Origin of the sequence: Amycolatopsis heterodermiae (genome assembly GCF_034929455.1) — a bacterium.
GTDB lineage: Bacteria > Actinomycetota > Actinomycetes > Mycobacteriales > Pseudonocardiaceae > Amycolatopsis > Amycolatopsis heterodermiae.
On sequence record NZ_JAYFSI010000030.1, the window covers coordinates 1 to 17,337 of the forward strand.

The following is a 17,337-nucleotide window of genomic DNA, read 5'->3' on the forward strand; positions in this document are numbered from 1 at the left end:
GGCCCAGACACGCGGCGAGTTGCTCTTGCACGGCATCGCCGCCAGGCAGGGCGATCCGCCGAGCGAAAGCCTTGCGCTCGGCGGATGGCCGGGTTGCACCTGCGCGGCTCACCAACCAGGCGAGGCGATCCACCGAGCAAGCCGGGTTCGCGGCGAGGTGCTGTTACGCGGCAGCAATCGGCGGCGCGACAGAACAGGCGGGTCGACACACAGCGCGAGTCAGGCTTGTGCGGCCCACCGAGCAATCGAGGCGGCCGACCGAGTGACGCAACCAGTAAGCCGGACATACGGCAACTGCACCTTCGCGGCTTACCAACCAGACAAGGCCATCGGCTGCACGACACAGCCGGCGAGTCGAGACACAGGACGAGTCACACTTGCGCGGCCTGCCAAGCCGCCGACGCGGCCCGCCGGGCGACTCACCAATCAGACAACGCGGCCGGCTTTGCGACACAGCCGACAGGACAAGTCACACTTGCGCGGCCCACCAAGCAAAGGAGGCGATCGGCCGAGTGGCGCAGTCAGCTCGCCGTGGAAACTGCAAGTTGCACTTACGCGTCTGGCAAGCCCGGCAAAGCGATCCGCCGAGTGGCACAGTGACCAACCCGGACAGCGGCGCGGCTTACCGACCGGGACAAGACATCGGGAGCGAGTCGCGCCAACCGGGACTCACCAAGCAAACAAGGCGATCGGCCCAGCCAGCCACCCAGAGAATTGCAAGTTGCACCCAAGGGAATCCGCCGAGTGGCGCAACGGGACGAGCTGCGGGCGCGCTCCGGGTGACCGGTTCCCCCTCCCCGGGGACCGGGACCCGTTGCACGACAAGCTACTTCTTGCGGGTCGCGCGCTTGCGGGCCGGCTTGGGCTCGGCCGGCTCGGCTTCCGCGGCCTGGTCGGCCTCGAAACCGGCGATGATCTCGCTGGACAGGCGGCCGCGCTCGGCGACCTCGTAGCCGTTGGCCTGCGCCCATTCGCGGATCTGCCGGTTGCGCTCGCGGTCGGTGCCCGAGCTCGACGAGCCCGTCAGCGACTGCCCGGTCGCGAGCCGGACCTTGCGGCCGCCGATGCGCCGCGCGGCACCGACGTAGCGGGCGAGCTCGTCCCGCAGCGCCGAAGCGTTCTCCTCGGAGAGGTCGATCTCGAAGCTCACCCCGTCGAGGGCGAAGGGGACGGTCTGGTTCGCCTCGCTCCCGTCGAGGTCGTCCACCATCTCGACGTGCACCCGTTGCGCCATGGTTCGTCGTTCCTCATCTTCTCCAGAACACGGTCGGACAGACCCTAACCTGTCGAATCACGTCCGGCACGCGCGACACCCGCGAAGCGTCCACAATGGCCGCCCGGGCGACGGGGCCGCCCCCTACAGCCTGACCGCAACCGAGTCGGAATGCGCGTGATCTTGTAAAGGTTTTGTATTCGTGATATGCTCGAAATCAGATCGGTACCGTTGCGGGGTGACCTCACCCGATTTTCCCGGTAATGCGCCCGGCATCAGCTGCACGGCGTTCACGGCGGCCGCCGCACGAGCGGCACATTTGCTGGTCGACGCCGCTCCCCCGATCTTCTCGGACCCGCTCGCCGCGCCGTTGCTCGGCGCCCGCGCCGAAGAACTGCTGGCATATCACCGGCTCCACGGTACCCATCCGGTTCTCGCCGGGGCCCGCGCCGAGGCCGTCTGCCGCAGCCGGTTCACCGAAGAGCGCCTCTTGCGTGCCAATTCCGGTATAGACCAGTATCTGATTCTCGGCGCCGGACTCGATTCGTTCGCCTATCGCACACCGCCCGGCCGGTTCCGGGTGTTCGAAGTCGACCGGGCGGCCACCCAGGCCGCCAAACGGGAACTCCTGGAAGCCGCCGGGATCGCCGTGCCGGAGTCGGTGACGTTCGTCGCCGTCGACTTCGAAACGGACCGGCTCCGCGAGCGGCTCGTCCAGAGTGGACTCGACCCGCACCGTCCCGTGTTCGTCAGCTGGCTCGGAGTCACCATGTACCTGACGCGCGAGGCGATTCTCGCCACGTTGACGGATCTCGGCGGTTCGGCACCCGGCTCGGAAATCGTCGCGGATCACCTGCTGCCCCCGGAACTGCGCGACGACGCCGGAAACGGTTACGCCGAGGCCGTCGCGCCGATGGCCGCCGAAGAGGGTGAGCCGTGGCACACGTTCCTCTCCCCCGCCGCCATGGCGGCTCTCCTGCGGGACACGGGATTCGAAGTGGTCGAACAAGCCGGTCAGCACGACGTTGTCGGTCCGGCCGGCTGGAACCGCGACGACGCGCTGAAACCGAGCCGGCTTTCCCACCTGACCCACGCGCGCATTCCGCACCCGGCGGGAAAACCGGGCCACGGCAGCTGATCAATCCGGCAGCAGGGGCATCTCCAGATCGTCCGGACGGCCCAGCAGGACCGCGCGGGTGACCGCCGCCTTCCCGAAACGGTCCCGCACCGAATCCAGCGCCGTGTCGAGCTGGGTCGCGCGCTGACGCTCGAACGGCAGCGCCAGCTGGACGTGGTCGTCGTCGGTCAGGTTGGACAGCGACGCGCCCAGCAGCGTGATCCCGCGGTCGAAGATGAGCGGGAGCGCGGCTTCCAGGAGTTCCCGCGCCGCCGCGAGGAGCGTGCCGGTGCCCTCGGTCGGCTCGTTCAGGGTGCACGAGCGCGTCACCCGGGTGAAGTCGGCGAAACGCAGGCGCAGGGTGACCGTGCGGCAGATGCGGTGCGCCGCCCGCAGCCGCCGGGCGATCCGGTCGATCAGCGCCACCAGCACGACGTCCAGCTCGGCCGGGGTCCGCCGGCCTCGGCCCAGCGCGCGCTGGGCGCCGATCGACCGCCGCCGGACGCCGGTCTCGACCAGCCGGGGGTCCCGGCTGTGCGCGAGTTCGTAGAGGTGCCGCCCGGCGCCGCGGCCCAGCATCCCGGCGAGGTCCACCGGCTCGGACGCGGCCAGCTGGCCGACCGTCGTGATACCGCGCGCCCGCAGTTTCTCCTCGGTCACCTTGCCGACGCCCCACAGCGCCCGGACCGGGAGCGGGTGCAGGAACTCCAGTTCCGCGTCGTGCGGGACGACGAGCAGGCCGTCCGGCTTCGCCACCCCGCTGGCGACCTTCGCGAGGAACTTCGTCCGCGCGACGCCGACGGTGATCGGCAGCCCCGCCCGCTCGGCGACCGCCCGGCGCAGCCGTTCGGCGATGACGCTCGGCCGCCCGGCGATCTTCGCCAGCCCGCCGACGTCGAGGAACGCCTCGTCGATGGAAATGCCCTCCACCAGCGGGGTGGTGTCCCGGAAGACCTCGAACACCGCCTTGCTCGCGGCCGAGTAGGCCGACATCCGCGGGCGCACGACGACCGCGTGCGGGCACAGCCGCCGGGCCTGCGCGCCGCCCATCGCCGTGCGCACGCCGTAGGCCTTGGCCTCGTAGCTCGCGGCCAGCACGACCCCGCCGCCGACGATCACGGGCCGCCCCTTCAGGCCCGGGTCGTCGCGTTGTTCGACCGACGCGTAGAAGGAGTCGAGGTCGGCGTGGAGGATGGGGCCCTCGTCGGTCATAGAACATATGTTCGCATACCGCGGGCCGAAATCCGCTCGCCCGTCCGGCGCCACCGGTGTGCCGCTGGCCGAAACTGAGCGTTTTACCGGTTGTCGGCCCTCCGTGACCGCGCCCACACTCGAAGCCATCGATCCACCCGACCTACTGGGGGCGCCATGTCCGAGAAGTGCCGATGCGGCGATCACCACGCATGGGCCGGCCCGAGCCCGGACGACCGGCCCGCCGCGCCACGCCAGCCGCTGCTGGCCGCGACGCTGGCCCGTGAAGACCGGGTCGAAGACGCCGGCGGGCTCGACCCGACCGACCGGGTCACCTGCCGGACCCACCGCCGCTGGCTGCACGAATGCGTCTCCTCGCCGGTGCACGCCAACCCGGCGATCGGCTACCGCTGGTGCCGCCGGTGCGACCACCAGGCCCTCGTCGCCGTGGACGAGCTGACCGGCGACATCACCATCCGCTGCGGGCTCTGCGGCCACAGCCCGCGCAGCCGCGCGAACGACGAGCTGGTCGAACTGTGCCGGCGCAGCCTGGCCCTGGCGCGCGCGAACCGGTTCCCGCAGAGCGCCGCGGCCTGACCGACGCACGAACCGGCGTCGCTGCCATGATGCGGACGTGCCCGAACCCGGAACCTCCGCTCTGGTGATCCTGCTGCCCGCCGCCGAGCCCGTGCTGGCCGCGGCCCGGCGCACCGCCCCCACCCTGGTCCGCCCCGGCCTGCCCGCGCACGTCACGGCGTTGTACCCGTTCCTGCCGGCCCACGAGCTGACGGACGAGGTCGTCGACGCCGTGCGCGCACTCGCCGCCGGCGTCCGGCCGGTCGATCTCCGGCTCACCGAACTGGCCGTCGCACCGGGTTTCTCGGCGGTCGCCACCCCCGCGCTGCAGCCGATCGCGGACGCCGTCTGCGCGCGCTGGCCCGGGGTTCTGCCCTACGGCGGCCGGTTCGGCCCCACCCCCGCCGCGCACCTCACGGTCGCGATGGGCGGCGCCGAAGCCGACCACGAGCGAGTGGCCGAGCAGGTCCGGCCGCTGCTCCCGCTGGACGCCCGCGCGGAGGAACTGCACCTGGTCGCGCTCGACGAAGCAGGCTGGGAAACGCGGCTCGTCGCGCCGTTCGGCGCCTGACTCACCGGGCCGGGCCGGCGTCCAGCTTCCGGTAGGCCTGGGCGATCGCCCGCAGCCGCGCGACGTCCGCGGCGAACGGTTCCGTGCCGGCGACCGGCGGTTCGATCTCCCCCGGTTCGTCCGGCAGGGCACGCACCAGCCTCGCGGCCGCCGGGGGCGCCAGCTCCGGCGTCACGCCGGCGAGGATCAGGCCGTCGTTGGTCTCGCTCATCGCCGTCAGCAGCCGTTCGCGGCGGGACGGGCCGCCCGGGTCGATCCGGACGATCTCCGGGAACCGGCGGGTGAGGTGCGCGCGCACCGGCCGCAGCAGGCGCAGCGTCCGCGCGTCACGGCGGCCGGCCACCAGGCCCGGGATCGACGGGATCGTCAGCCCCACCACGATCAGCAGCACCGACACCGCCGGGAAGCCGACGTCCAGCGCGCACGGCAGCGTCGAGAACGGCCCGGCGCACAGCGCCTTCGCCGGGTGGTCGGACTGCAGCGCCTTGATCGTCGCGACGACCTTCCCGCCGAGGTAGGCGACGGCGAACGCGGACGCCAGCAGCAGCAACGAGAGCCCGGCGCGCAGCGCACCGCCGCTCGCCCGGATCGTCACCGCCGACACGATCCCGATGTCGACCACCGCGAAGCCGAGGTAGACGGTGTAGGCGAAGACGTACACGACGAGCGTCGGGTGGGTGCCGTACAGCTCGTCGAACACGCCGATGCCGCGCGGCAGGTCCGGCGTGCTGAAGAACGTCACCACCAGCAGGACCAGCGCCGCGGCCAGGGCGACGAGCCGGGTGCGCCGGCCGCGGTCGCGGGTGCCGCTGATCTCGGCGACGGTCAGGCCGATCCCGTAGGCCGCGACCATCGTCGCGAGGTTCGAGAGCAGGCGCCCGAGGCTGGGGTACAGCTCGCTCTCCGCCACCTGCGCGCGGTTGGACAGGAAGCAGAACGCCGCGCCGAGCGCGATGAGCGAAACGGCCAGCCCGGCGCCCGCGCCGGTCCGCCGCGCCCGCACCGCGCGCCAGATCCCGACGGCCAGCGCGAAGAGCCCGACTCCGAGGAACAGAATGTCGATCACGGGACCGGACTATCCCAGCAGTGCCGCCAGGCGCCGCGCCTGGTCCGCCGCACGGCCGGACGCGCCGGGCTGGACGGCGGGCGGTTCGCTCGTCGCGGCGCTCATCAGCAGCACGGCGATCAGCTCGGCTTCGTACTCGTCACGACCGCTCGTCACGCGGGTGAGCAGGTGCGACAGCGCCCGCGGCGCGAGATCCGGGGCGAGCTCGGCGGCCTCGGACTCCGACATCAGGCAGCTTCCGGTGTGCGCGCACAGCATGTGGGCGAGCTCGTGGGCGATGATGTGGTCCTGGTGCAGCGCCGACGTGTGCTCGGTGTAGGCGATGAGGTCGTAGTCCGGGCGGGCCTGCCAGGCGCCGGAGGGCTGGCCGGGCCGGTAGGCCACCGGCACCAGGTCGATCTCGCGCCCGCGCCAGGTCTCGAGGGCGTCGACCCAGCGGTTCATCGACCACGGGCGGGGCAGCGGGACGGCGTCGAGGACGGTCCGCACCCGCGCGCGGGCACCGGCCCGCAGCTGCGTGAGGCCGTGCGCGTCGATGGGTCCTCCCCGCTGGGCGAGCGCCAGCCGGGTGCACCGGGGCGCGATCACGGACGAGGTCATCGTAGCCGACCGCTCACCGCGGGCACGTCACTCCGGCTTCCGGCGCCGGCCCTCGCCGCGGCGGGTTTCGTCGTAGCTGCCGAGCTGGTCCATCAGCGCGGTCACGGTCTCGCGGTCGCGCGCCGAGAGCTGCATCGCCCGCTGCGCCATCTTCCGGGCCTCGGTGTCGCGCCACGCCACGACCTCCTCGACCTGCCGGTCGACCTCGCCGGCGACCTCGTCGTCGAAGAAGTACGTCACCGGCACGCCGAAGAACTGGGCCAGTGCCTGGATGTGGGAGCGTTTCGGGTCCTTGCGGGCGCCGACGGCGAGCTGCTGCACGTGGGTCGCCGACATCGTGACGCCGGTCTGCTCCGCGACGCCGTGGGCGATCTCCCGGTACGAGTACGGCTTGCGGTCCGGCGGGTGCACGGTCGCGATCAACTGCGCCAGCCGTTCGGCGAAACTGCGCTCCTCGCTCACCACACACCACCTTCAGCCATGAAACGTGACACTGCCCAGCCTAGCTGTCCCGAAAACTTGACAGCGCCTGTACCGGAAAGACTACGATACCGACGGTAGGTGTTTCGGAAACGAAACGCCAGCCCGGGCCGGTGCGACGGCCGCGGGGTGACTCACGTGGCCGCTGGGGGTGGCCACGCGCCTAACCCCGCGGCCTCGCACCAGCCTGTTTCAGCCGGCTCCCATTGCTTTCGCGAGCTTCGTGAGGTCGTCACGCAGGCGCGGCAGCCCGTCCCGGTCGACGCAGCCGGTGGAGATCTCGACGTACAGGCCACGGTCCTCGGGGATGTCGACGTCGACACCGCCGTCCTCCGGGCCGATGCGGGTGATGTAGGTGTCGGCGTCCATGCCGGCGGCCTGGCGCAGCCGGGCTTCGACGGCGCCGGCTTCCGGCAGGTCCTTGCGGATGAGCTGCAGGTGCAGGTCGGTGTAGCCGGGATCGGGGCCGAGGATCAGGTCGTTGTCGCGGTCGCAGTCCCACTCGGTGAACTGCGGGGCGACGCCGGGCAGGGGCGCGAAGCCGGTCAGGTCGCCGGTGAGCCCGCGCAGCGTCGCCGACGTCGCCTCGAGCGGGAACGGCCCGTTCTCGAGCGACTGGTCGGTGAGCTGCAGCCCGAACCACGTGCCGAAGAAGAGCCACACCCCGAGGCCGAAGGCGAGGAACCCGCCGCCGGCCCCGAGGCGGGGCGTGTAGTCGTGCGCGAAGGCGGTGGCGTCGAGCCCGTGCCGGACGTCGAGATCCGGGCGTTTCTCCTTGAGCGCGGCGAGGAAGTCGTCCGCCGTCCGGTAGTGGCGCCACCGGGTGCGCACGCGGCCGTCGGGGGTCTGGAGCTCGACGACCTCGCGGTCGAAGTCGCCGGCCGGGCGCAGCGCCGCGATCAGGCCGAGCACCAGGGACGTCGGCAGCAGGAAGGCGAGCCAGAACGGCTTGGCCGAGACCGCGCCGCGCCGGACCCCGGTGATCTCGGCGTAGGGCACGTGGGTCTGTTCGAAGGTGACGGCGTCCGGCCCGAACCGGGCTTCGGGTGGCCAGGCCCGGCCGAGGAACCAGGCGAAAACGCCGACGAAGACGTCGAGCGCGACACCGATCCAGAAGAACGGCCGCTCCGGCGCGACGAAGATCCCGTAGACGTCCCAGGCGGCAAAGCCCACCGCGACGGCGACGAGCACCCAGGTCCACCGGCGGGCGCGGGAGAGCGGGACCACCCGGGTCTCTGTGTCCGCCATGGCGGGGATCATAGTGACGCTCGGTGGGTCTTGGTGCGGCAAAAGTGCCGCCCTGACAAGGGGTTCCGGGCCGGGTTGGCATCGACGCGTTCGACGAGACTCGAGCCCGGGCGAGCGGTTGTGCGGGACCCGCGGCTCGGACGGTTCGATGGGCCCGTCGCGCAGCGCTGGTGATCCGCTGGGCAAGGCGCTCGATGGCGCGGGGCAGCGCTCGCGACCCGGGATCGGCCTCGTGATTGCGCAGGCATCACCCGTGACCGGGGAGGCATCACCCGTGTCTGGGCGGGCATCACCCGTGATTGCGCGGGCATCACCCGTGTCTGAGCGGGCATTACCCGTGATCGGGGAGGCATCACCCGTGTCCGGGCGGGCATCACCCGTGATTGCACGGGCATCACCCGTGTTTGGGCGAGCATCACCCGTGATCAGCGGGGCATCAAGCGTGATTGCGCGGGCATCACCCGTGATCAGCGGGGCATCACGCGTGATCGGGGAGGCATCACTCGTAATCAGGAGGTCGACACACGTGACTGAGCGCGCGTCACGCGTGCTTGGGCGGGCATCACCTGTGCCTGCGCAGGCCACCTGGTCACGAGCTGAGCCGGTGGCCCCTCCCGCGACCGGAAGGGGCCACCGCCGGGATCAGGACCGGTAGACGCCGAACTCGTACAGCGAGTACCCGTACGCCGTGCCGCGCTGGGTCGCGTTCATCCGCACGTACCGGGCCGTGGCCGAGATCGCCAGGTCGTCGGCGCCGCCGTCACCGGTGGTCGTCGCGTAGACCGAGCGCCAGTTCGTCCCGTCGTCGCTGACCTGGATCTCGTACGCCTTGCCGAACGCCGACTCCCAGACCAGCTGCACGTGGTTGAACGCCTGCCTGCTGCCCAGGTCGACCTGCACCCACTGCGGGTCGGCCCACGCGCTCGCCCAGCGCGTCGCCAGGTTGCCGTCGGTCGCGGCCTGCGGCGGGTAGGGCGCGCCCGGGCCGTCGGCCTGGTAGGTCGACGCCGTGGTCGCGGCGCCGCGGGCCAGGTTGGTCCCCGGCACCGGCGGGGCGACCACGCGCAGGGAACGCGTCTCGATCCCGACGTTGCCGTGACCGTCGCGGGCGTAGAGGTAGATCTTCCAGACGCCCAGGTCCTTCGGCGCCGTGACGGTGAACGTGCCGGTGCCGGTGAACTGCGCCGGGATCAGGCCCGCGGCGTTGTTGATGTACTTGCTGTTGTAGCCCATGGTGTAGGCAATCGGGTCACCGTCCGGATCGGACACGTTCGCCGTCACGGTGAAGGTGCCGCCGGCCGGGACGTCGGTGGTGCGGCTCAGGTTCATCGACGAGATCACCGGGGGCGTGTTGCCGCCGGTCTGTCCACTGTAGAGCTTGCGGACGGCGTACCAGGCGAGCCGCTTCTCGTTGCCCGTGGTGATGTTGAACCAGACGCCGCCGAAGTCGCCTTCGGTGCCGTAGTGGAACAGCGTCGCGCCGAGGGCCACCCCGGGGTGGGCGAGGATGCAGTTCCAGGCGTTGGTGTACCCGTCACGCTTCTGCTGGTCGGTGGGTTCCGTCGGGACGCCGTTGACGTCGTTCGGGACCTCCCACTCGCCGGCCGGGCCGGTCTCGGTGATGATGTACGGCTTCGTGTAGCCGCCGTTGATCCAGTCCTGCTTGACCTGGCAGACCTGGGCGTACGAGTTCACGGAGTACAGGTCGAGGTTCGGCGTGTAGGCCTTGTAGTACGGCCAGGCGCCGGTCCAGGCGTCGGTCGAGGTGACCGGGTGGTTGGCGTCGATGGCGTGGATCGCCTGGGCGGCCTGGTCGACGAACCGGGCGTAGGCGATGCGGTTCTGCTCCAGCAGCGTGCCGGAGTAGCAGTTCTGCATGCCGAGGATCGACTCGTTGCCGACGTTCCACATCAGCACGCCGGCGTTGCCCTTGTAGGTGTTGACCCACTTCTGGATCTCGCCGAGCATCGTGTTCTTGTAGTTCGTGTCGGTGGTGTAGTCGACGCACCCGCCGCTGCCGGGCCCGCCGCCGGGCTGGAGCCAGAAGCCGGCGACGACCTTGATGCCGTTGGCCGCGGCGGCGTCGAACAGGGGCTGGCTGCTGCCGTCGGTGCCCCAGGTGCGGACGGTGTTGACGCCGATCGAGTGCAGCTCCGGCATCCGGGCCGACGCTTCGCTCACCGGCGGGCCCCAGGTGAGGCCCTTGACGATCCACGGCTGGCCGTCGACGCTCAGCTGCCAGTTGCCCTGGCTGCCGGTCACCTTCGTGACGCCCGGGCCGCCCGGCGTCGACGTGCCCGGGGTGCCGCTGACCTGGAACTCCCAGAGCGAGTAGCCGTAGCCGCCGACGCGGTGGGTGCCGTAGAGGCGGACGTACCGGCCGTGGCCGGTGACGGCGAGGTTCTGCACGCCGCCGGTCGCGGTCGTCGTGCTGTACACGGTCTGCCAAGACGCGGCGTTGTCCGAAACCTGGATTTCGTAGGCGGTCGCGTAGGCGGACTCCCAGTTCAGGGTCACCTGGCTGATGTCGGCGGACGCGCCGAGGTCGACCTGCAGCCACTGCGGGTCGCTCCACGTGCTGGCCCAGCGGGTGCCCGGGTCGCCGTCGACGGCCGCGGAGGCCGGTGTCCCCGCGCCTTCGCTGCTCGAGGCGGTCACCGGTCTGCCCTGGGAGAGCAGGGTGGCGGCGTGTGCCGGGGTCGGGCCGGCTAGGAGGCCCAGCACCAGCAGGACCACGAGTGCCGGGACGGCACGAAGGGGCAACGGACGGTCCACGATGACTCCCGCGCGAATGGGGAACGGAGATTGGAGAGCGCTCTCCGGCACGGCCGATCGTTCGTCACGACGGCCCGCGTTGTCAAGGTTCCCGTCTGGAAACGGACAATGCCTGCCCGCCGCCGAATGAGGGTGCTCCTTGACAGGGTGGCCGGGCGGTGCGCATGCTCTTGGAGAGCGCTCTCCCATTCCTCAGGCACCCTCACCGTGGAGGACCCTTGGTATCCAAAGCCGCGCTCCTCGCCTGCACCGCCGCCACCGTGCTGGCAGGCGCCTTCCTGACCGCGGCCACCTGGTCGCCCGCCGGAGCCGACAACCTGGTCACGCACCACGAATTCCAGGTCAACTGCTCCCCCAGCCACCACCAGCCGGACGACCCGATCGTCTTCCCCGGGCTGCCCGGCGCGTCGCACGACCACACGTTCATCGGCAACAAGACCACCAACGCGAACACGACGCTGGCCTCGCTGCAGCAGTCCGGCGTCGGCAACACGACCTGCCTGGCGCCGGACGACCTGTCCGCGTACTGGTTCCCGACGGTCTACAACGGGAACCAGGTGATCCTGCCGAACTTCGCGCAGGTCGTGTACTACAAGTCCGGCATCCTCGACTACACCAAGGTCGTGCCGTTCCCGCCCGGCCTGCGCTACGTCGCCGGGACGGTCACGGCGACGCAGGACCAGTTCCAGAACGCGCCCGGCGCGATCGAGGGCTGGGAGTGCGGGGACAGCTTCCACAACTGGGACATCCCGGTGCAGTGCACGCCCGGCAGCCAGCTGAACATCCGGTACCAGGCCCCGAGCTGCTGGGACGGCGTCCACCTGGACTCGGCCGATCACAAGAGCCACATGGCGTACCCGGACAAGACGACGCTGACGTGCCCGGCCGACCACCCGGTCGCGGTGCCGATGCTGGAGTTCAAGATCGCGTTCCCGGTCAGCGGTGACATGTCCGGCGTCCACCTGGCCAGCGGGCGCGGGTATTCGTGGCACTACGACTTCTTCAACGCGTGGGACCCGCCCACCCTCGCCGCGCTGGTCACGCACTGCATCAACGGCGGGCTCCAGTGCGACCCGCGCGGGTTCGACCTCTACAAACCGGACCGCGGCACCGTCCTCGGCCCGAACTACCGGCTGCCCGGCCGGCCGTGAGGCGGACGGCGCCGGTGGTCGCCGCGGTGGTGGTGGCGATGTCCATGGGCGGGTGTGCCACCACCACGCCGGCGGCCCCGGCGCCGCCGCCCGGCCCCGGGGCGAGCGCGTTCAACCCGACCGACGTCGCGTGGTTGCAGCTGACCGTGCCGATGACGGAGAACGCGGCCACCGCGGCCCACCTGGCGGCGGACCACGCGGCGAGCCCCGCCGTGCGGTCCGCCGCGTCGGCGCTCGAGCCGTCCCAGGACGGGTTTCTCACCCGCCTGCGGGCGGCCCGGGACCGCGCCGGGCTCCCGGCTGCGAACGTCCACAGCGGACACCAGATGCCGGGCATGATCACCGACGCCGACCTGGTCGCCCTCCGGACCAGCGACGGCGCCGACTTCGACCGGCGGCTCGTCGCGTTGCTGCGGGCCCACGCGAAGCAGATCGTGGTCCTGGCGAACGGCGAGCAGGCCTCGGGCGCGGACCCGGCGACCAAGGCTTTGGCCCGTGACCTCGGCGCGGCGGCCACGCGGGAAGGGGAAGTGCTGGACCGGACGAGCTGACCGGAGACACCGCCCGGCCCCACTGCCGGGCCCCGGCGGGGCCTGGGAGCGGCCCGGCCGGGTGCGCGTCCTCCGGTGCAGGTACTCGGCGACGAGTGGCGGGTTTCCGCCACTCGTCGCCGAGTTGCCTTTGCGGCAACGGTTTCCGCCGACTCCGTCCGGACGACACGCGTACCCAGATGGACGACACACGTCCCTGGATGGACGACACGCGTACCCAGACGGACGACACACGTGACTGGGCGGGTCGGCTCGCGTGGCTGGGCAGCCGGCTCGCGTGATTGGACGGTCAGCACGTGTGTCTGGAGGGTCGACACGTGTGATTGGAGGGACGACACGTGTGATTGGAGGGACGACACGGCGGTCGTGGGGTCGAGCGGCGTGTCGTCCAGGTGGGTACGCGTGTCGTCCGGCTGCGTGCGCGTGTCGTCCAGTGAAGTGCGTGGGGCGGCCGGGTGGGTGCGGGGTCAGGCGGAGTCTCGGATTACCAGGTCTGGGTCGAAGATCACTGATTCCGCGCGCAAAGCTGGGTTCGCCATGCGGTCCAGGACCATTCGTGCCATCGCCGCGCCCATCGCTTCGACCGGCTGGCGGATCGTCGTCAGGCGGGGGCGGCAGCTCAGGGCAACGCGGCTGTCGTCGAAGCCGATGACCGCGATGTCGTCCGGAACCCGGCGTCCCGCCTCCGCCAGCACCGACAGCGCGCCGTACGCCATCAGATCATTGGCGACGAACACGCCGTCCAGCTCCGGCTCGGTCGCCAGCAGGCGTTCCATCGCCAGCTCGCCGCCGTGCTGGGTGAAGTCGCCCTCGGCGACCGCGACGTACGCGTGGCCGTGGCGGGCCATCGCGTCGCGGAAGCCCGCCAGGCGGTCGTGGCCCGCCGGGGTGCCGCCCGGGCCGGCGATCGTCGCGACCCGGCGGCAGCCACGGGAAACGAGCCGGTCCGCCGCGAGCCGCGCGCCGTCCTGGTGGGCGACGTCGACGTAGCACACCGGTGCCGGGCGGGCGGGCCGCGCGAACAGCGCCGTCGGGACGCCCGCCTCGGTCAGCACCAGCGGCAGCGGGTCCCGGTCCGGCGCGAGCGAGATCAGCAGCACCCCGCTGACCTGCTCCTGCCGCAGCTTCGCCACCAGTTTCGCGCGTTCCTCCTCGCTGTCGACGAGCATCAGCAGCGGGTGCCGGCCGTGCGGGCGCAGGTGCGCGACGACGCCCTCGACGACCCGGCCGAAGAACGGGTCGCCGAACACCCCGCCGGTGAACGCCTCCGCGTCGACGTGCCGCTCCGGCTCCGACACGACCAGCGCGATCCCGCCGGTGTGCCGGCTGACCAGCGACCGGGCCGCCCGGTTCGGCACGTACCCGGTGTCGGCGATGGCACGCTCGACCGTCTCCCGCAGCTTCGGGTCGACGTTGCGCACGCTGTTGACCACGCGCGACACGGTCGCGCGTGAGACACCGGCGACCCGCGCGACGTCCTCGAGGGTCGGCGGCACCGAAGGAAACGTGGTCACCCGTTCTTTGTAGCACGCTGTGAGAGCGCTCTCCCAGTGCCGGGCCCCAACCTCGATGACAAATGTCATGAGCGCCCGGTGCGAGACGGCACTGCCCTCTTCGAGCCCGCGGGACGAGCATTTCCGGGGCAAGCACTCCGATCCGCACCTTGGGGAGAAACCCATGACCGTCCAGACCACCACGACGACGGCCTTCCGCCGCGTGCTCGCCCTCGTCGGCACCTACCTCGGCGTCAGCATCCTGACGCTCGGCGTGATCGTCCTGTTCCGCGACAACCACGCGATGGTGACCGACGCCGTCTGGGTGCGCGCCACGATCGTCGTCGGCAGCGCGCTCCTGACGCTCGCCTTCGCCCGCCGGGCGGCCCGCGGGTCGAAGAAGGCGTTCCTGCGGCTGCGGATCGTCTCGGGCGTGATGCTGGTGGCGATCGCCGTCATCGTCGCGCTGCCGGGCGCGTTCCCGGTCTGGCTGCGGGTCGAGCAGGCGGTCTGCGGGCTGCTGCTGCTCGGCGTCGCCGTGCTGGTGAACGGGCGCGAGCTGCGGTCGCGGTTCGCGGCCCGCTGAAGCCGGGCGCGGTAGCGTGCCGGTGATGAACGACTCGACGGTGCCCGCCGACGCCCAGCGGTGGGTGCACGGCTGGCGGCGGCTGGTCCTCGACGCGGGCATGCTCGCCTACCCGCTGGTCACCGTGCCCGGCGTGCTGGCGCACTCGAGCGGGACCGCCGCGGTCGCCGGCTGCGCCATCGTGGCCGGCTTCGCCGTCGCGTACGTCTTCGCGGCCTTCGCGGCGGCCCGGCGGTCGTGGCCGCGGTACTGGGTGTTCCTCGGGATCTGCGCCGTCCTGTTCGCCGCCGTGCTGCCGTTCGCCCACGCCGAAGGCTTCTTCCTCGCCGCGGTCGTGGTTTCGCTGGCCGGGATGAGCCTGCGCCGGTACACCCTCGTCCTCGGCGCCCTCAGCGCGCTCGCCGCGCTCTTCGTCCCGTGGGTCGTGTGGGACTCCGGGCCGGGGTGGCCGCAGGCGGTCGCGCTCTTCTTCACCGTGCTGGTGGTCTACGCCTTCGGGGAAGCCGTCCGCGCCAACACGGCCCTCGTCGAGGCCCGCGCGGAGGTCGCGCGGCTGGCGTCGGAGGCCGAACGCGCCCGGATCGCCCGGGACCTGCACGACCTGCTCGGCCACTCGCTCACCGCCATCACGGTCAAGAGCACCCTCGCCCGCCGGCTCCTCGACACCGAGGCCGCCCGCGCGGGCGAGGAGATGACCGCCGTCGAAACCCTGGCCCGCCAGGCCTTGACCGACGTGCGGGCCGCGGTTTCGGGCTACGCCGAGGTCACCCTGGCCGGCGAGCTCGCCCGCGGCCGCGAGCTGCTGCGCGCGTGCGGGGTCGCGGCCGAGCTGCCCACCGCCGTCGACGTCGTCGGCCCGGACCACCAGGAGCTGTTCGGCTGGGTGGTGCGGGAGGGCCTGACCAACGTGGCCCGCCACGCCCGCGCGACCCGGTGCGCCGTCACGCTTTCCGCGTCGTCGGTCGAGGTGGTCGACGACGGCCTCGGCGGCTCCGCGACCGAGGGAACGGGCCTTTCCGGGCTCCGCGAACGGGTCGCCGCCGCGGGCGGGCGCGTCGAGGCAGGGCCGGTTTCCCCGCGCGGCTGGCGGCTGTGCGTGTCCCTGACCCCGGTGGAGGTGCCGTGACCGTCCGCCTGCTGCTCGCCGACGACCAGGAGATGGTCCGCCAGGCGCTCGGCACCCTTCTGAACCTGGAGGACGACTTCGAGGTCGTCGCCTCCGTCGGGCGCGGTGACGAGATCGTCGGCGCGGCGCGCGAACACCGTCCCGACGTCGCGCTGCTCGACATCGAGATGCCGGGCCTCGACGGGCTCGCCGCCGCGGCCGTGCTGGCCGCCCAGGTGCCGGACTGCCGTGTCGTCATGCTCACGACGTTCGGGCGCGCCGGATACCTGCGCCGCGCGATGGAGGCCGGGGCGGTCGGGTTCGTCGTCAAGGACGCGCCGGCCGACGCTCTCGCCGACGCGATCCGCCGCGTGGTGAAGGGCGAGCGCGTGGTCGACCCGGCGCTCGCGGTCGCGACCCTCGCCGCGGGCGAATCGCCGTTGACCGCCCGCGAACGCGACGTCCTCATCACCGCGCGGACCGGCGCGACCGTCGCCGAGATCGCGTCCCGGCTCTACCTGTCCGAGGGCACCGTGCGGAACTACGTGTCGGCGGCGATCACCAAGACCGGCGGCCGCAACCGCGTCGACGCCGTCCGGATCGCCGACGACCGCGGCTGGCTCTGACCGGAATCGGATCTTCTGCCGGGCCGGCCGCCGAGCGTCAGGCGTTCTCGTCGAACGGGATGCCGCCCGGCTTGGCCTTGGCGAGGTTGCCGGCGAACTGGTCGTCCTTGATGCCGAAGGTCGCGCTGCCGAAGTTCGCCGCGACGAGCTTGTCGCGGATCCCGGCCGGGTAGCCGTCCCAGCCGACCAGGGTCGGGTACTGCCAGACGCCCTTGTGGTTCTCCGGCGGGTCGTCGTTGCCGTTGGCCGCGCGGAAGCAGTGCGTCGAGCCGCCGTCCTTGTGGTAGACGACCTTCGCGTGCGTGCCCTCGAAGTACATGCTCGCGCGGTCGTGCACCGCGAAGCCGCCGTGCTGCGACGTCGCGACGTACTCGACCTGGTTGTCCTTGACCCACACGACGATGTGCTCCCAGTCGTGCCGGTGGCCGGCGCTGCCGGGGCCGAGGGAGGCCTGGTCCTTCTCGAAGTAGAGCGTGTACATCACGGCGCACCAGCCGTTGTTGCACTTCTGGCGCGAGTAGGAGTTGGTGTTGTCGAGGTCCCAGGAGTCGCGGCAGTGGCCGTTGGTGTCGCCGCCGAGCGACAGGCCGGGCGCGATGGTCCCGTCCGGGCCGATCGCCGGGGTCGGGTAACAGCCGTCCTTGTCGTAGTCGAAGGCGGGCTGGAAGGTCTTCTCGAAGTCGCTCGCGTTGGCGGGCAGGGCGCCGGGCGGGTCGGCGAACGCCGTCGCTGGGAAGGCCACCGCGAGCCCCAGAGCGGCAGCGGCCACGGCGGCCAGGGTGCGGGATCGGTGCGCCATTACGTACTCCCTCGGTCGCGGTCGGAAATTTTCCGACAAGAGATCCACAACCAGCGTCCCCAGGTCCCCCAGGCTCCGCAACGGCACCCACGACAATCCTGCCCGCCCGGGACGGTCACCAGGGGACGAACGCGCACTCCTGCCCCGCTCACCGGCAAGGTCCGTGAAGGCCACCTTGAGGGACTCTAT

General features: G+C 71.7%; 17 protein-coding genes. 8 read left to right on the top strand and 9 right to left on the bottom strand.

Annotated features, from left to right (window positions below):
• Positions 1 to 826: 826 nt before the first annotated feature.
• Positions 827 to 1,234, bottom strand: a complete 408-nt coding sequence (locus VA596_RS50395) for a histone-like nucleoid-structuring protein Lsr2 (protein ID WP_323337952.1) — start codon at positions 1,232 to 1,234, stop codon at positions 827 to 829.
• A gap of 217 nt (positions 1,235 to 1,451) precedes the next feature.
• Here VA596_RS50395 and VA596_RS50400 point away from each other — a divergent pair, with 217 nt between their 5' ends.
• Entirely contained in the window at positions 1,452 to 2,351 is a 900-nt protein-coding gene (locus tag VA596_RS50400) for a class I SAM-dependent methyltransferase (RefSeq protein ID WP_323337953.1), read from the top strand.
• Here the strand turns inward: VA596_RS50400 and dinB are convergent, their stop codons facing one another.
• Complete coding sequence (dinB, locus tag VA596_RS50405; protein ID WP_323337954.1) at positions 2,352 to 3,542, bottom strand: DNA polymerase IV; 1,191 nt, start codon at positions 3,540 to 3,542, stop codon at positions 2,352 to 2,354.
• A 156-nt stretch (positions 3,543 to 3,698) separates the two neighbouring features.
• Between dinB and VA596_RS50410 the strand changes: the two genes are divergently transcribed.
• Positions 3,699 to 4,118 carry a hypothetical protein gene (locus VA596_RS50410; protein ID WP_323337955.1) on the top strand — a complete coding sequence of 140 codons (420 nt, stop codon included), beginning with the start codon at positions 3,699 to 3,701 and terminating at the stop codon, positions 4,116 to 4,118.
• Positions 4,119 to 4,155: 37 nt separating this feature from the next.
• On the top strand, positions 4,156 to 4,668 hold the full coding sequence (locus VA596_RS50415) for a 2'-5' RNA ligase family protein (protein ID WP_323337956.1): 513 nt from the start codon (positions 4,156 to 4,158) through the stop codon (positions 4,666 to 4,668).
• A gap of 1 nt (position 4,669) precedes the next feature.
• Here VA596_RS50415 and VA596_RS50420 read toward each other — a convergent pair whose 3' ends face one another.
• The 5 genes from VA596_RS50420 to VA596_RS50440 all read right to left on the bottom strand — a co-directional run bounded on the left by VA596_RS50420 (position 4,670) and on the right by VA596_RS50440 (position 10,837).
• Positions 4,670 to 5,734 carry a hypothetical protein gene (locus tag VA596_RS50420; protein ID WP_323337957.1) on the bottom strand — a complete coding sequence of 355 codons (1,065 nt, stop codon included), beginning with the start codon at positions 5,732 to 5,734 and terminating at the stop codon, positions 4,670 to 4,672.
• A gap of 9 nt (positions 5,735 to 5,743) precedes the next feature.
• Positions 5,744 to 6,334, bottom strand: a complete 591-nt coding sequence (locus VA596_RS50425; protein ID WP_323337958.1) for a hypothetical protein — start codon at positions 6,332 to 6,334, stop codon at positions 5,744 to 5,746.
• A 27-nt stretch (positions 6,335 to 6,361) separates the two neighbouring features.
• On the bottom strand, positions 6,362 to 6,796 hold the full coding sequence (locus tag VA596_RS50430; protein ID WP_323337959.1) for an XRE family transcriptional regulator: 435 nt from the start codon (positions 6,794 to 6,796) through the stop codon (positions 6,362 to 6,364).
• Between the two features lie 210 nt (positions 6,797 to 7,006).
• On the bottom strand, positions 7,007 to 8,062 hold the full coding sequence (locus VA596_RS50435) for a hypothetical protein (RefSeq protein WP_323337960.1): 1,056 nt from the start codon (positions 8,060 to 8,062) through the stop codon (positions 7,007 to 7,009).
• 642 nt (positions 8,063 to 8,704) lie between these two features.
• Positions 8,705 to 10,837 carry a discoidin domain-containing protein gene (locus VA596_RS50440; protein WP_323337961.1) on the bottom strand — a complete coding sequence of 711 codons (2,133 nt, stop codon included), beginning with the start codon at positions 10,835 to 10,837 and terminating at the stop codon, positions 8,705 to 8,707.
• A 218-nt stretch (positions 10,838 to 11,055) separates the two neighbouring features.
• Here VA596_RS50440 and VA596_RS50445 point away from each other — a divergent pair, with 218 nt between their 5' ends.
• Positions 11,056 to 11,988 carry a DUF1996 domain-containing protein gene (locus tag VA596_RS50445; protein ID WP_323337962.1) on the top strand — a complete coding sequence of 311 codons (933 nt, stop codon included), beginning with the start codon at positions 11,056 to 11,058 and terminating at the stop codon, positions 11,986 to 11,988.
• Positions 11,985 to 12,539: a DUF305 domain-containing protein gene (locus VA596_RS50450; RefSeq protein ID WP_323337963.1), complete on the top strand. Its 555-nt coding sequence runs from the start codon at positions 11,985 to 11,987 to the stop codon at positions 12,537 to 12,539. Before VA596_RS50445 ends, VA596_RS50450 begins: the two co-directional genes overlap by 4 nt.
• Before the next feature lie 467 nt (positions 12,540 to 13,006).
• On the opposite strand, the gene VA596_RS50455 is transcribed toward VA596_RS50450, so the two are convergent.
• Positions 13,007 to 14,053: a LacI family DNA-binding transcriptional regulator gene (locus VA596_RS50455; protein ID WP_323337964.1), complete on the bottom strand. Its 1,047-nt coding sequence runs from the start codon at positions 14,051 to 14,053 to the stop codon at positions 13,007 to 13,009.
• Positions 14,054 to 14,216: 163 nt separating this feature from the next.
• Here VA596_RS50455 and VA596_RS50460 point away from each other — a divergent pair, with 163 nt between their 5' ends.
• Genes VA596_RS50460 through VA596_RS50470 form a run of 3 tightly spaced genes read left to right on the top strand, consistent with a single transcriptional unit; the run spans position 14,217 to position 16,349 of the window.
• A complete protein-coding gene (locus VA596_RS50460; protein ID WP_323337965.1) occupies positions 14,217 to 14,618 on the top strand; it encodes a hypothetical protein in 402 nt (133 codons plus the stop codon).
• 25 nt (positions 14,619 to 14,643) lie between these two features.
• Positions 14,644 to 15,744, top strand: a complete 1,101-nt coding sequence (locus VA596_RS50465) for a sensor histidine kinase (protein WP_323337966.1) — start codon at positions 14,644 to 14,646, stop codon at positions 15,742 to 15,744.
• Entirely contained in the window at positions 15,741 to 16,349 is a 609-nt protein-coding gene (locus VA596_RS50470; RefSeq protein ID WP_323337967.1) for a response regulator transcription factor, read from the top strand. Before VA596_RS50465 ends, VA596_RS50470 begins: the two co-directional genes overlap by 4 nt.
• Positions 16,350 to 16,386: 37 nt before the next feature.
• Here the strand turns inward: VA596_RS50470 and VA596_RS50475 are convergent, their stop codons facing one another.
• Positions 16,387 to 17,148: an NPP1 family protein gene (locus tag VA596_RS50475; RefSeq protein ID WP_323337968.1), complete on the bottom strand. Its 762-nt coding sequence runs from the start codon at positions 17,146 to 17,148 to the stop codon at positions 16,387 to 16,389.
• Between the last annotated feature and the right edge of the window lie 189 nt (positions 17,149 to 17,337).

Excerpts from the sequence above, each read along its gene's own strand:
- VA596_RS50395 (WP_323337952.1), bottom strand. The coding sequence starts at position 1,234 with ATGGCGCAACGGGTGCACGTCGAGATGGTGGACGACCTCGACGGGAGC.
- VA596_RS50410 (WP_323337955.1), top strand. The coding sequence starts at position 3,699 with ATGTCCGAGAAGTGCCGATGCGGCGATCACCACGCATGGGCCGGCCCG.
- VA596_RS50465 (WP_323337966.1), top strand. The coding sequence starts at position 14,644 with ATGAACGACTCGACGGTGCCCGCCGACGCCCAGCGGTGGGTGCACGGC.
- VA596_RS50435 (WP_323337960.1), bottom strand. The coding sequence starts at position 8,062 with ATGGCGGACACAGAGACCCGGGTGGTCCCGCTCTCCCGCGCCCGCCGG.
- VA596_RS50425 (WP_323337958.1), bottom strand. The coding sequence starts at position 6,334 with ATGACCTCGTCCGTGATCGCGCCCCGGTGCACCCGGCTGGCGCTCGCC.
- VA596_RS50460 (WP_323337965.1), top strand. The coding sequence starts at position 14,217 with ATGACCGTCCAGACCACCACGACGACGGCCTTCCGCCGCGTGCTCGCC.
- VA596_RS50475 (WP_323337968.1), bottom strand. The coding sequence starts at position 17,148 with ATGGCGCACCGATCCCGCACCCTGGCCGCCGTGGCCGCTGCCGCTCTG.
- dinB (WP_323337954.1), bottom strand. The coding sequence starts at position 3,542 with ATGACCGACGAGGGCCCCATCCTCCACGCCGACCTCGACTCCTTCTAC.